The following is a 13,366-nucleotide window of genomic DNA, read 5'->3' on the forward strand; positions in this document are numbered from 1 at the left end:
GGGCGAGAGGAGTGAGATATGGGTTACGAAGAGCGCGCTTTCGAAGTGGATCCGCTGCAGGAGGGTCCGCAAGCAGGGCCTTCGTGGGCTTCGCAGCGCTGGCCGGTGACCGATCCCGGCGCGGGCGACGACCTGACCCGCGCGCTCGATCCGATGGCGCTGAAAGTGGAGATCGCCAAGGCCGCGAAGGCTGCCGGCGCTCCGCTGGATGAAGCGGCGCTGGAAGCCGCGGCAGGCGCTTCGATCCGCGCGATGATGCTGGTGCGCACCTACCGCGTGCGCGGGCACCTTGCGGCGGACCTCGATCCGCTGGGCCTGGCACGGCAGGAGCTGCCGGCGGACATTACCCCGGAATACCACGGCTTTGTCGGCCCCGACCTCGACAAGAAGGTGTTTGTCGGCGGCGTGCTGGGCATGCAGTGGGCGACCCCGCGCGAAATCGTCAGCGTGCTGCAGCGCAACTATTGCGGCAAGGTCGGCCTTGAATACATGCACATCGCCGATGTGGAGGAACGCAAGTTCCTGCAGGACCGCATCGAGGGCGGCGACAAGAGCATCGACTTCACCCCCAACGGCAAGAAGGCCATTCTGGCGGCGGTGGTGCGCGGCGAACAGTACGAGAAGTTCCTCGGCAAGAAGTACGTCGGCACCAAGCGCTTCGGCCTCGATGGCGGGGAATCGATGATCCCGGCGCTCGAGGCCGTCATCAAGTACGGCGGGCAGCTGGGCGTGCGCGAGATCATCTACGGCATGGCGCACCGTGGCCGGCTGAACGTGCTGGCGAACGTGCTGGCCAAGCCTTACCGCGTGATCTTTCACGAGTTTTCCGGCGGTACGGCGAACCCCGAGGACGTCGGCGGTTCGGGCGACGTGAAGTATCACCTCGGCACCAGCACGGACCGTGAGTTCGACGGGATCAAGGTGCACATGAGCCTTCAGCCAAACCCGAGCCATCTGGAAACGGTGGACCCGGTGGTGCTGGGCAAGGCGCGCGCGCAGCAGGCGTTTCGCGATGACATTGGAAAGGGCAAGCACAAGCAGGTGCTGCCGATCCTGATCCACGGCGACGCGGCCTTTGCGGGCCAGGGCATCGTGTGGGAGTGCTTCGGCTTTTCCGGCGTGAAGGGCTACAACACCGGCGGGTGCATCCACTTCATCATCAACAACCAGATCGGCTTCACGACGAGCCCGCAGTTCAGCCGCGGTTCGCCCTATCCGAGCGACGTGGCCAAGGGCGTGCAGGCGCCGATCATCCACGTGAACGGCGATGATCCCGAAGCGGTGACCTTCGCGTGCAAGCTGGCAATCGACTATCGCCAGAAGTTCGGCCGCGATGTGGTGGTCGACATGTGGTGCTATCGCCGCTTTGGCCACAACGAAGGCGACGAGCCCAGCTTCACCCAGCCGCTGATGTATGCGCGGATCAAGCAGCACCCGGCGGTTTCGGAAGTCTATGCGCGCCGCCTGATCGAGCAGGGCGTGATCGACAAGGACTGGAAGGGCGAGAACGAGGACCGCTTCGTCGCCACGCTGGAGAACGAGTTCGAGGCGTCGAAGAGCTACAAGGCGAACGAGGCCGACTGGTTTGGCGGGCGCTGGAGCGGGCTGAACAAGCCGGCCGATCCGGAAACCGCGCGGCGCAACGTGGCCACAGGCATCGACCAGAAGCGCTTCGACGCGCTGGGCAGGACGCTGACGACGGTGCCGGACGACCTGACCATCCACAAGACGCTGGCGCGGGTGATCGAGGCCAAGCGGGCGATGTTTGGCGAGGGTGCGGGCTTCGACTGGGCGACGGCGGAAGCGCTGGCGTTTGGCAGCCTGCTGACCGAGGGCTTCAACGTGCGGCTTTCGGGCCAGGATTCGGGCCGCGGCACGTTCAGCCAGCGCCATGCGGTGTGGGTCGACCAGACCGACGAGCGCAAGTACGTGCCGCTGACGACGCTGCCCCACGGCAAGTTCGAAGTGCATGACAGTCCGCTGAGCGAATACGGCGTGCTGGGCTTCGAATATGGCTATGCCAGCGCGGACCCCAAGACGCTGGTGCTGTGGGAAGCGCAGTTTGGCGACTTTGCCAACGGCGCGCAGATCGTGATCGACCAGTATATCGCGGCATCGGAAGCCAAGTGGCTGCGCGCCAACGGGCTCGTGATGCTGCTGCCGCATGGCTATGAAGGACAGGGGCCGGAGCATTCCTCCGCGCGGCTGGAGCGCTATCTCCAGCTTTGCGCCGAGGACAACCTGCAGGTCTGCAACATCACCAGCCCGGCGAACTACTTCCACGTGCTGCGGCGGCAGATGCAGCGGCCGTTCCGCAAGCCGCTGATCATCATGACCCCCAAGAGCCTGCTGCGCCATCCGCTGGCGAAATCGAAGGCTTCGGACTTCGTTGGCGAGGGGCACTTCATGCGCATCCTTTCTGACCTCAATCCGGCGAGCGACGCGGATACCCGGCGCGTGGTGCTGTGCAGCGGCAAGGTCGCCTATGATCTGATCGAGGCGCGCGATGCGGCGGGGATTACCGATACGCAGATCATCCGGCTGGAGCAGCTCTATCCCTTCCCGGGTGAGCCGCTGGCGCTGCGTTTTTCGCGCATGGCGAACCTTGAAGAGGTGGTCTGGTGCCAGGAAGAGCCGCGCAACAACGGTGCGTGGTTCTTTGTGGAGCCGCTGATCGAGGAATCGCTGAAGGCGGCGCACAGCAAGGTGAAGCGCGCGCGCTATGCCGGGCGTCTGGCGGCAGCATCGCCCGCGACGGGCCTTGCCAAGCGCCATGCCGCCGAACAGGCCGCGCTGGTGAGCAATGCGCTTTCGCTTTCGGTGCGCGGCGAGCTGCGCCGGACCAAGAAGAAGGCCTGAACGGCCGCAATTTTCTCAGGAAGACAATCTATGTCTATCGAAGTGAAAGTGCCCGTGCTGGGCGAAAGCGTCAGCGAAGCGACGGTTGGCCAGTGGCTGAAGCAGCCCGGCGAAGCGGTGGCGGTGGATGAACCCATCGCCAGCCTCGAGACCGACAAGGTCGCGGTGGAAGTGCCCTCGCCCGTGGCGGGGATCATGGGCGCGCATGTGGCTGCCGAGGGTGACACCGTGGCGGTGGGCGCGCTGCTGGGCCTGATCGAGACGAGCGGGGTGGCTGCGGCCGCGCCTGCGCCTGCTGCTGCTGCTCCGGCGGCGGCGGCCCCTGCCCCGGCGGCCCCAGTCGATGATGCGGCGGCGCTTTCGCCTGCCGTGCGCCGCGCGGTGCTGGAGCACGGGATCGACCCGGCAACGGTGCGCGGGACCGGCAAGGACGGGCGCCTGACCAAGGAAGACGTGCTGGCGGCGGCAGTGGCCAAGCAGGCCGCGCCCGCGCCGGTGGTGGCAGCTCCGGCCCCTGCCCCGGCTCCGGTGGCGGCCGTGTCGTCGTCGGGCGGGCGGGGCGAGGAGCGGGTCAAGATGACCCGCCTGCGCCAGACCATCGCCAAGCGGCTGAAGCAGGCGCAGGAAACCGCCGCGATGCTCACCACGTTCAACGACGTGGACATGAGCGCGGTGATGGAAGCGCGCGCGAAGTACAAGGACGTGTTCGAGAAGAAGCACGGCGTGAAGCTGGGCCTGATGAGCTTCTTCGCGAAGGCTTCGGTGCTGGCGCTGAAGGACATTCCTTCGGTCAACGCGCAGCTGCAGGGTGATGAGATCGTCTACTTCGATTACGTGGACATTTCGGTCGCGGTTTCGGCGCCCAATGGGCTGGTCGTGCCGGTGGTGCGCGATGTCGACAAGATGAGCTTTGCCGGAATCGAGAAGGCCATCGCCGAATACGGCAAGAAGGCGCGCGACGGGACGCTGACCATGGCCGACATGGCGGGCGGCACTTTCACGATTTCAAACGGCGGCGTGTTTGGCGGGCTGATGTCCACGCCGATCATCAATCCGCCGCAGTCGGCGGTGCTCGGCCTCCACCGGATCGAGGACCGGCCGGTCGTGCGAAATGGCGAGATCGTGGTGCGGCCGATGATGTATATCGCGCTCTCCTACGACCATCGTCTGATTGACGGGCGCGAGGCAGTGACGGCTTTGAAGACGATCAAGGAAGCGATCGAGGATCCGACGCGGCTGCTGATTGATATGTGAGGGCGTTATGCGCGGGGTTCTTGCGTTCATGCTTCTGGCGGGTGCCTTACCCCTCCACGCGAATGCGGAACCCTTGCACTTCGTTCCCTTCACCGATCAGTTTCTGGCAATCGAGATTCCGGCAGCAGCAAAGCGAATTGACGCCGACAGTTTTCAGGTAGCGCTTGGTGACCCGCGGGCGAGTTTTGAATTGAGCTGGTCCACGCCCCATGTGAACGAACGAACAGTCGATTGCGGTGCCAACGCTGCCACGTATCGGATAAGCCGGACGAACATATTCGCCTACTCCTGCCTCATGGACGGCAAGGTGGTCTACCATGTCGAGAAGTTCGGTCGGACCTACCGTGTCGGCGCCAGCGATGCGACCGAGACCGTTGAACTGAATATGACTTATCCTGCGGACCAGCGTGCATTCTGGGACCCTATTGTTACGCATATGAGCCGGACGCTGCGGGTCCAGGCGCAGAAAAGGTAATCTCCCATGGCTGAATACGACTACGACGTCCTCATCATCGGTGCCGGCCCGGGCGGCTATGTTGCGGCCATTCGCGCGGCGCAGCTGGGGCTGAAGGTGGCTTGCGCCGATGGGCGCGAGACGTTGGGGGGCACGTGCCTCAATGTCGGGTGCATTCCTTCCAAGGCGCTGCTGCATGGTTCGGAGAAGTTTGCCGAGGCGGTGGACGGGACGTTTGCCAAGTATGGGATCAAGACCGGGCCGGTGACGCTCGATCTGGCGGCGATGCAGGCGCAGAAGCTTGATTCGGTGAAGCAGCTGACGGGCGGGATCGAGTTCCTGTTCAAGAAGAACAAGGTGACCTGGCTGAAGGGCTATGCCGCGTTCGAGGATGCGCACACGGTTTCTGTGGCGGGCCAGAAGGTTACGGCGAAGGACGTGGTGATTGCCACGGGTTCGAGCGTGACGCCGCTGCCGGGGGTGACGGTGGACAACAACGCGGGCGTGGTGGTCGATTCCACCGGCGCGCTGGCGCTGAGCCAAGTGCCGGAGCATCTCGTGGTGATCGGCGGCGGAGTGATCGGGCTGGAACTGGGCTCTGTCTGGCGGCGGCTCGGCGCGAAGGTGACGGTGGTGGAGTTCCTCGACCAGCTGTTGCCCGGCATGGACGGCGATGTGCGCAAGGAAGCGGCCAAGATCTTCAAGAAGCAGGGCATGGAGATCAGGCTCTCCACCAAGGTGACCGGCGTTGCCGTGAAGGGCAAGACCGCGACGCTGACGGTGGAGCCTTCGGCGGGCGGCGCGGCGGAGACGCTGAGCGCGGACTGCGTGCTGGTGGCGATCGGGCGGCGGCCGTTTGTCGATGGGCTGGGGCTGGAGAAGATCGGGCTTGAGCTGAACAAGCGCGGGCAGATCGAGACGGGGCATGATTTCCGCACTTCGGTGCCGGGCGTCTGGGCCATCGGCGATGTGATTCCGGGGCCGATGCTGGCGCACAAGGCGGAGGACGAAGGCGTGGCCGTGGCAGAGTTCATCGCCGGGCAGACGGGCATCGTGAACCACAATGTGATCCCGGGCGTAGTCTATACCTTCCCCGAAATCGCGGGCGTGGGGCTGACCGAAGAGGCCGCGCGCGAGAAGGGCGAGGTGAAGGTTTCCAAGTTCCCGATGCTGGCGAACAGCCGCGCCAAGACCAACCACGAGCCCGACGGCTTCGTGAAGGTGATTGCCGATGCCAGGACCGAGCGCGTGCTCGGCGTGTGGTGCATCGCCTCGGTCGCAGGATCGATGATTGCGGAAGCCGCCTTGGCGCTGGAATTTGGCGCGACGGCGGAAGACATCGCCTATACCAGCCACGCGCACCCGACCCATGCCGAAGCGCTGAAGGAAGCGGCGATGGGTATTGGCGGCAAGCCGATCCATATTTGAGGCGCGCGGCTCTTGCCGCAGATTGGTTCGCGCAGAGGGCGCAGAGGGGCTGCGGCAGGTTGCCGGCGCTTCTCTGCGATCTTTGCGGTCTCTGCGCGAAACTATTTCCTGCTGAGGGCGCGCCTCCACCCCCTTTGGTGGTCCCCCGCCCCCGTGCCGGGAAGGAATTACCCCTCCGTCAGCCCTTCGGGCTGCCACCTCCCCATTTGCACTCCGTGAAAATGGGGAGGATCTAGGTCTAGGTCTCCGCAACCGAAGCTCAGTTCAGAAAATCCCCGTCGGCCCGTGTCAAGCGCGGGCCGACGAGAGCTTTTGAATGAGGAACCGAACTTCAGTTCCGCCACACTACGCCCGTCTGCGGACTTCTACTTCGAGGAACTGGGGGGTGCTGGTGCTGGCCATGCGGGCGGCAGATGCCAGCGCATAGGGGCTCGCGCGGTAGCGGGTGACGAGGCCGCCGGCGCCGTCGCTGACGAGGGGGATTTCGAACTCGACGCCGATGGTGGCGTCTTCCGAGCGCGAGACGGTGACGACGGCGAGCTGGCCGGCGCCGAGATCGAGCACGAGGCTGGTGCCGACGGGTACGCCGACAAGGCCTTCGATGCGCGCGCCGGTGGCCGAGAGATTGCGCAGCAGGGCTTCGTATCGGTGGTCTTCGTGGATCACGCCGATGCGGCGATAGACCGAGCGGCGTTCCGGGCGGTGGCGCTGCGGGCCATCGGGCGGGATGCGCAGTTCGCCTGCGGCCATGCGGTGGAGCAGCACCTCCTGTTCGAGCGGAGGCGAATAGAGGAAGCCCTGGATGAAGCGCGCGCCCTTGGCGCAGACGACATCGCGCTGATCGAAGGCCTCGACGCCTTCGACGGTGGTTTCCATGCCGAGCGCATCGGCGAGGCCAATGATCGCGGCGATGATCTTGGCGCTGTTCTGATCGCTGAGCGTGCAGCTTTCGACGAAGCTGCGATCGACCTTCAGCTTGTCGAACGGCGCGGCGCGCAAGTAGCTGAGCGAGGAGTAGCCGGTGCCGAAATCATCGAGCGCGAGGCGGACGCCGATAGCCTTGAGCGCCTTGAAGGCGCCGTCGGTTACTTCGCTATCGCCCATGAACACGGATTCGGTGAGTTCGAGCTCGAGCCGATCGGGATCGAGCCCGGTGCTATCGAGCGCATCGGCAACGATGCCCGGAAAATCAGGGTGGGCGAACTGCACTGCCGAGACATTGACCGCAATACGCAAGGGATGCGGCCACTGTGCGGCATCGCGCACGGCCTGCCGCAGCGCCCAGGCGCCGAGTTCCAGGATCATGCCGGTATCTTCGGCGACGGGAATGAACACCGTGGGCGGGATCGTCCCGCGTTGGGGGTGTTCCCAGCGCATCAACGCCTCGAAGCCGACAACGGTGTGATCATCGGTGCGCACGACGGGCTGGTAGGCCATCGAGAGCTGGGGATCTTCCCAGCTTTCCGGATCCGGCTTGCCATCCGGGCCGGCGACCAGCGCGAGCGCATCCTTCAGTGCTTCTTCGAGCAGGCGGCGCTCTTCCTTCTCGTCCTTGAGATCGGACGAGTAGAAGCGGAACTGGCCGCGCCCGCCGTGCTTGGCGGCATAGAGCGCAAGGTCTGCAGCGCGGACGATGTCCTCGCGATCGGTGCCATCGAACGGGGCGATGGCCATGCCGATCGAGACGCCGATGACGACATGGTTGTCGTCAATCGAATAGGGCTGCGAAATGACGGCGATGATCTTGTCAGCCAGCTCGCCCAGTTTGCCGCGATCTTCCTGATCGGCGAGCAGGATCTGGAACTCATCGCCGCCGAGGCGGCCGATCTCGCCGGAGATGCCGACGACGCGGGTGAGCCGCTGCGCCACCTGGCGGAGCAGTTCATCGCCCGCCTGGTGGCCCAGCGTATCGTTGACATGCTTGAACCGATCGAGATCGAGCATCATCAGCGTGGCAGGGCGCAGGGTGCCCTTGAACGCGGCCAGCATTGAATCGAAGCGGCGGGTGATGCGGTAGCGATTGGCAAGGCCGGTGAGCGAATCGAACTCCGCGAGGCGCGAATCCTCGATGCGGCGTTCGTATTCGAGCGTGATATCGCGCGCGCTGCCGCGATAGCCGTGGAAGGCGCCCCCTACTTCCAACCTGGCACTGCCCGGCGTTGTCACATCGAACTTGGGCTGGCCGGACAGCGCCCACCATGCCGGGCGCGTACCGGGCACGCAGCGATCGGGCATGAGGCGGACGGTGACATCGGCAATCCGCACATGGGCGCCAAGCAGGAACTGAAGCGGGCGATCCGAACGTTCGCCGGGGTTTTCGGGATCGGTTTCAAACAGGCTGGTGAACGGCTGGCCAATCAGGGCATCAGCGGAGAGGCCGAAGCGTTCGCAGGCGGCGGGGGAAATGTAGCTGAGGCGGCCGGCGGCATCAGTGGCCCAGAACCAGCCGGCATGGCCGCGCTCGATATCCTCGAACACAGCGAGCCGGTGCGCCGCTTCATCAGGAGCGGGCGCATCGGGCTGAGGCCGGTTGCCCCGCCTGTCAGTGGTCCAGTTCCTGAGCAGTTTTTTCACCTGAAGCAGAGTGCCTGTTGGAGGAAAAAGCCGGTTCGGCTCTATTCTAGCCCCGAGTTGGTTACTTTCAGCCTAAGTTTGGTGGTAAGCCCCTCGCGATGACTGCGCTTGTGCTTCAGCTGCCTGCCCCGCCCCATGCGGCGGCCTCGGACGTGTTCGCGCTGATCGCGGCGCTCGATCCCGCAGGCATTGCGGTGACCGCGCTGAGCGGGGCGCTGCTGGCCGCGCGGATGCGGCAAACCTTTGTGACGATGGCGTTCTTTGCCGTGGTAACCGGCGTGGGCGGCGGCACGGTGCGCGATCTGCTGATCGGCGCGCCGGTGTTCTGGGTGCACAATGCGTGGACCGCACCGGTGTGCCTGGGCGTGGCGCTGCTGGTGTGGTTCAGCCCGGCGCGCTGGTGGCAGGGCGATGGCACGCGGGTGATCGAATGGGCCGATGCGGCGGGGCTTGGCGCCTATGCCGTGCTGGGAACGGCGAAGGCGCTGGCGCTGGGCGTGGCGCCGGTGCCCGCCGCGATGATGGGCGTGATCACCGGCTGCGTGGGCGGCGTGATTCGCGACGTGATCGCCGGGCGGCCTTCGATCATCATGCGGCCCGAGCTTTATGTGACACCCGCCGCGCTCACTTCGGCGCTCTGCGCGGGCGGGCATATGGCCGGTCTCTCCAATATGGCTGTATGGCCGCTGGCGGCACTGGCAGGATTTGGGCTACGCGGCGCGGCGATCCACTGGCAGCTGGCGCTGCCAGCCTATGGGCAGCGACGCGGAAGGGAATGACGATGCGTAAAGTTGTGATGGCCGGGGCGTTGATGTTGGCGGGAGCCGGCGCGGCGGCGGAGCAGGTGAGCCCCTATGGCCATTGGCGCACGCCCGAACGCGGCGGGCTGGTCGAGGTTTCGCAGTGCGATGGCGGTCTGTGCGGGAAAATCATCGGCGGATCGGGGGACGCGGACGACAGGTTTGACCGCAACAACAAGGACCCGGCGCTGCGCGGGCGGCCTTTGCAGGGCCTGTATCTCTTCCGGGGGCTGAAGCCTGCGGGCGGGAGCTGGAAGGGTTCGATCTACAATCCCAACGACGGCGGGACATATGCGGCGACAGTTTCGCTGAAATCGCCGGGGGAGCTGGTGGTGAAGGGCTGCGTGGTGTGGCCGCTGTGCAAGACTCAGGTGTGGGCGAAGGTGCGGTAGGGGGGCTTACCCCTCCGACCCGCCTGCGGCGGGCCACCTCCCCATTTGTGCGTGCCGCAAAAATGGGGAGGGAGAAGAAAATCACCCCATCGTGACGACGACTTTGCCCACCGCCTTGCGGTCTGCCAGCATGGCGATGGCCTCGCCGCCGCGTTCGAGGGGGAAGCGGGCCGAGATGCGCGGGTTGATGCGGCCTTCCTTGAGGAGGGCGAAGAGTTCGGCGACGTTGGCGGCATTGCGTTCGGGCTCGCGCGCGGTGAAGGCGCCCCAGAACACGCCGCAGACGTCGCAGGATTTGAGCAGCGTGAGGTTGAGCGGCAGCTTGGCGATGCCGGCGGGGAAGCCGACGACAAGGAAGCGGCCTTCCCACGCAATGGCGCGAACGGCGGGTTCGGAATAATCGCCGCCGACGATATCGTAGACGATGTCTGCGCCGTTAGGCCCGCAGGCGGCCTTGAACGCGTCTGCAAGGGCTTTGCTCTGGTCCTTGTCGAAGGGCGGGCGGCCGTAGATCACGACATCATCCGCGCCGGCTTCGCGTGCGGCGGCGGCCTTTTCCTCGGAGGAGACGGCGGCGATCACGCGGTTGCCATAGGCTTTGCCGAGCTCGATCGCGGAAATGCCGACACCGCCGGCGGCACCGAGGACGAGCATGGTTTCGCCCGCCTTGATGCGGCCGCGATCCTTGAGGCCGTGGATGGTGGTGCCATAGGTCATCAGCAAGGAGGCGCCGGTTTCGAAGGAGACGCCTTCGGGCAGCGGGAACATGCGGGCGGCTTCGAGCGCGACCTTTTCGGCGAGGCCGCCGTTGCCGCACATGCCGATCACGCGGTCACCCACCTTCCACCGGGTGACGCCCTCCCCCACGCTTTCGATGACCCCGGAGACCTCACCGCCCGGCGCGAAGGGGCGCTGCGGCTTGAACTGGTACATGTCGCGGATCATGAGCGTATCGGGGTAGTTGATCGCGCAGGCCTTGACCGCGACGACGACCTGGCCGGGGCCGGCGACGGGCGCGTCGATCTCGTCGAGCGTGAGGGTTTCGGGGCCGCCGACGGCGTGGGTGCGCAGAGCCTTCATGGATTGGGGGCTTTCATCGATCTCTCCGGTGCTTTGGTTGGCGCCTTTGAGCCACGTTTTGGCGGCCTTGGGAAGGGTTTTTTAAGCGGGTGGTTAAGGGGTTCGCGCAGAGGACGCAGAGGAGCAAGAGGGCGCAGCGGGTACGAAGATTGGATCGCGCAGAGGCGCAGAGGCGCAGAGGGGTGGCGCCTGCTGCAGCGCCGCTCATTATTTCAGGTCCGCTGGAATGAAAGGCCTGCGGCGCAAGACGGCTTCTCTGCGCCTCTGCGCCTCTGCGCGAAACCAATCAAGCGCGGCGCATGGTGTCTCGACTTCGCTCGACACGAACGGACTTGGGGTGCCGGGTGGAGAAACTTACGCCGGGTGGACGAGGAAGGGGCGTTCGGCGCTGGCTTTGGCTTCGTAGGCGCTGATGGCGTCGCCGCGCGCCATGGTGAGGCCGACTTCGTCAAGGCCGCCCATCAGGCAGTGCTTGCGGAAGGCGTCGATCTCGAACGTGAAGCGATCCTGGAACGGGGTCGTCACGGTCTGGGCTTCGAGGTCGATATGGACAGGCTCGGTCACCGCGACTTCCATCAGGCGGTCGATCGCTTCCTGCGGGAGGACGACGGTGACGATGCCGTTCTTGAAGGCGTTGCCCGAGAAGATATCCGAGAACGATGGCGCGATGACGGCCTTGATGCCGAGATCGAGCAGCGCCCAGGCGGCATGTTCGCGGCTGGAACCGCAGCCGAAGTTGTCACCCGCGATGAGGATCGGGGAGCCCTTGAACTCGGCGCTGTCGAAGATGTTGTCCGGATCCTTGCGGATCGCCTCGAACGCGCCGCGACCGAGACCTTCGCGGCTGATCGTCTTGAGCCAGGCAGCAGGGATGATCACGTCGGTATCGACGTTCTTGCGGCCGAACGGGATGGCGCGGCCATCGATGGTGGTGACGGGTTCCATGGCGTGGGCCTTAGCCGGTGGGGCGGGCCGGACGCAAGGCTTCAGCGTTGCTCTAACACCCCCTCTCCCAACCCTCTCCCCTGAAGGGCAGAGGGCTAGAGGTCAGTCCGTATCGATGGGATCGACGGGGGGCTTGGGCTTGGCCTTATCCGCGCGTTCCTTGCGGCGCGAGGAATAGAGCAAGGCTGCGGCCAGCGCGGCCGAGCCGATTGCGGCGCCGGCAATGGCCGCGGGGCCCGTCCAGCTGTTGCTGCTCTCTTTATCGGTCTTCTTGGTCACGGACGTGCTCCTTGATCCCGCAAGCCATGGAAGTGGCCTTGGCAGACCGGGATTGCAAGCGGGCGGAGGTGGCTATCCGCAGGCATGTGGTGCGCGGCGCTGGATTCCCGCCTTCGCGGGAATGACGAAGGGGTGGCTGAGAAGACGAAGGGGTGGCTGCTCGCAGCGACGCGAAAGGAAACAAGAGCGCTGAGGCACGCCGGGTAGCGCTGCCTTTTTGCGATCCTGTTTTCCTCTGCGTCACTGCGAGAAATACCGTCTTCAGAGCCCGTCGACGGCCTTGCTGACCATCACGTTGACTGCAACGCGGCGGTTCTGGGCGCGGCCTTCAGGGGTGCTGTTATCTGCCAGCGGATTGGCAGTGGCCATGCCGCTGGGCGTGAGCATGCGGTAGGGCTTCCAGCCGCAGGTCTGCTGCAGATAGTTGACAACGCGCGTGGCGCGCTGATCGCTGAGGCGCTGGTTGAGATCTTCATTGCCCCTGGAATCGGCATAGCCGACGACGAGCAGGACTGCGTTCTTGATCGATTGCGCCTGCGTGGCGGTGGCGCAAAGATCGGCCTTGCCCTGCGGCGTGAGCTGCGTCTTGCCCGAGGCGAAGTTCACGTTGGTGGTGGCCTTGATGTTGTAATCGTCGATATCGCCAAAGCGGCTGCGCAGCGCCTCGGTCATCGTGCGGACTTCGGCGGTGGCAGCGGTCTGCTCCTCGAAGCCCTGCTTGGTGCCGGTGCGGATCATGTTGGCGATCTTGAGATCCTTGTCCTTGAACTGGATATCAGCGGCCATGAGCGCATCGCCCGACTGCAAGGTGTGGACCGTGACCGGGAGGCCATTGAGCAGGGCATTGGCGGCAAGCTGCTGGCGGCTCATGCCGAACAGGCCCTTGCTCGAGCGGATCTTGGTATAATCGTTGACGTTGACGATGGTCTTGGTGCCATCATCGGCGGTGATTTCCATGCGGTCTGCGCTGCGGCGCGAGATCACGCCCTTGATGTCCGGTCCCTTGGGCAGGGTGGCGGTATCGCCGGTAGGGGCAACGGTGGTGTGGATTTCGGAATTGGCGGCAGGCTGCTGGGTCGGCTGGGCCTGGTTTTGATCGACCGGCGGGAGTTCCTGCGCCAGCGCGAGTGAGCCGGCCGGCAGCGACGCGACAAGCGCGGCGGCAAGCATAAGGCCGGTCTTTGCGGAAGTGGGGGCACGCATCGGGCTACTCCTTCAAGCTCTGTCATGACGCCGCGCGGGGGCGCCGCGGGGGAAGCCGAGTGGTGCACAGCAAGGTTTTGCGGCCCCAAGATGAACGA

The 13,366-nt window shown here is 65.3% G+C and carries 11 protein-coding genes; 6 read left to right on the forward strand and 5 right to left on the reverse strand.

Annotated elements, in window-relative coordinates; genetic code table 11:
• Positions 1-18 precede the first annotated feature (18 nt).
• From ACO056_RS16040 to lpdA, 4 genes are read left to right on the forward strand one after another with little or no spacing between them, the layout of a single operon-like run.
• Entirely contained in the window at positions 19-2,859 is a 2,841-nt protein-coding gene (locus ACO056_RS16040; RefSeq protein WP_421848507.1) for a 2-oxoglutarate dehydrogenase E1 component, read from the forward strand.
• A gap of 30 nt (positions 2,860-2,889) precedes the next feature.
• Positions 2,890-4,113 (forward strand): 2-oxoglutarate dehydrogenase complex dihydrolipoyllysine-residue succinyltransferase, encoded by a 1,224-nt coding sequence (odhB, locus tag ACO056_RS16045; protein ID WP_421848509.1) that lies wholly within the window; start codon positions 2,890-2,892, stop codon positions 4,111-4,113.
• Between the two features lie 7 nt (positions 4,114-4,120).
• Entirely contained in the window at positions 4,121-4,588 is a 468-nt protein-coding gene (locus ACO056_RS16050; protein ID WP_421848511.1) for a hypothetical protein, read from the forward strand.
• 6 nt (positions 4,589-4,594) lie between these two features.
• A complete protein-coding gene (gene lpdA / locus ACO056_RS16055; RefSeq protein ID WP_421848513.1) occupies positions 4,595-5,995 on the forward strand; it encodes a dihydrolipoyl dehydrogenase in 1,401 nt (466 codons plus the stop codon).
• A gap of 345 nt (positions 5,996-6,340) precedes the next feature.
• On the opposite strand, the gene ACO056_RS16060 is transcribed toward lpdA, so the two are convergent.
• Entirely contained in the window at positions 6,341-8,569 is a 2,229-nt protein-coding gene (locus tag ACO056_RS16060) for a putative bifunctional diguanylate cyclase/phosphodiesterase (protein WP_421848515.1), read from the reverse strand.
• 98 nt (positions 8,570-8,667) lie between these two features.
• Here ACO056_RS16060 and ACO056_RS16065 point away from each other — a divergent pair, with 98 nt between their 5' ends.
• Positions 8,668-9,348, forward strand: a complete 681-nt coding sequence (locus ACO056_RS16065; RefSeq protein WP_421848517.1) for a trimeric intracellular cation channel family protein — start codon at positions 8,668-8,670, stop codon at positions 9,346-9,348.
• Positions 9,349-9,350: 2 nt separating this feature from the next.
• On the forward strand, positions 9,351-9,761 hold the full coding sequence (locus ACO056_RS16070) for a DUF2147 domain-containing protein (protein WP_421848519.1): 411 nt from the start codon (positions 9,351-9,353) through the stop codon (positions 9,759-9,761).
• Between the two features lie 81 nt (positions 9,762-9,842).
• Here the strand turns inward: ACO056_RS16070 and ACO056_RS16075 are convergent, their stop codons facing one another.
• The 4 genes from ACO056_RS16075 to ACO056_RS16090 form a co-directional block, all read right to left on the reverse strand.
• On the reverse strand, positions 9,843-10,841 hold the full coding sequence (locus tag ACO056_RS16075; RefSeq protein WP_421848521.1) for an NADPH:quinone oxidoreductase family protein: 999 nt from the start codon (positions 10,839-10,841) through the stop codon (positions 9,843-9,845).
• Positions 10,842-11,195: 354 nt separating this feature from the next.
• Positions 11,196-11,786 carry a 3-isopropylmalate dehydratase small subunit gene (gene leuD / locus ACO056_RS16080; protein ID WP_421848523.1) on the reverse strand — a complete coding sequence of 197 codons (591 nt, stop codon included), beginning with the start codon at positions 11,784-11,786 and terminating at the stop codon, positions 11,196-11,198.
• Positions 11,787-11,888: 102 nt separating this feature from the next.
• Positions 11,889-12,065, reverse strand: a complete 177-nt coding sequence (locus tag ACO056_RS16085) for a hypothetical protein (protein ID WP_421848525.1) — start codon at positions 12,063-12,065, stop codon at positions 11,889-11,891.
• Positions 12,066-12,326: 261 nt separating this feature from the next.
• Complete coding sequence (locus ACO056_RS16090) at positions 12,327-13,268, reverse strand: OmpA family protein (protein WP_421848527.1); 942 nt, start codon at positions 13,266-13,268, stop codon at positions 12,327-12,329.
• Positions 13,269-13,366 lie beyond the last annotated feature (98 nt).

The sequence above is a fragment of the Novosphingobium sp. genome (assembly GCF_965228995.1).
Classification (GTDB): Bacteria; Pseudomonadota; Alphaproteobacteria; order Sphingomonadales; family Sphingomonadaceae; genus Novosphingobium.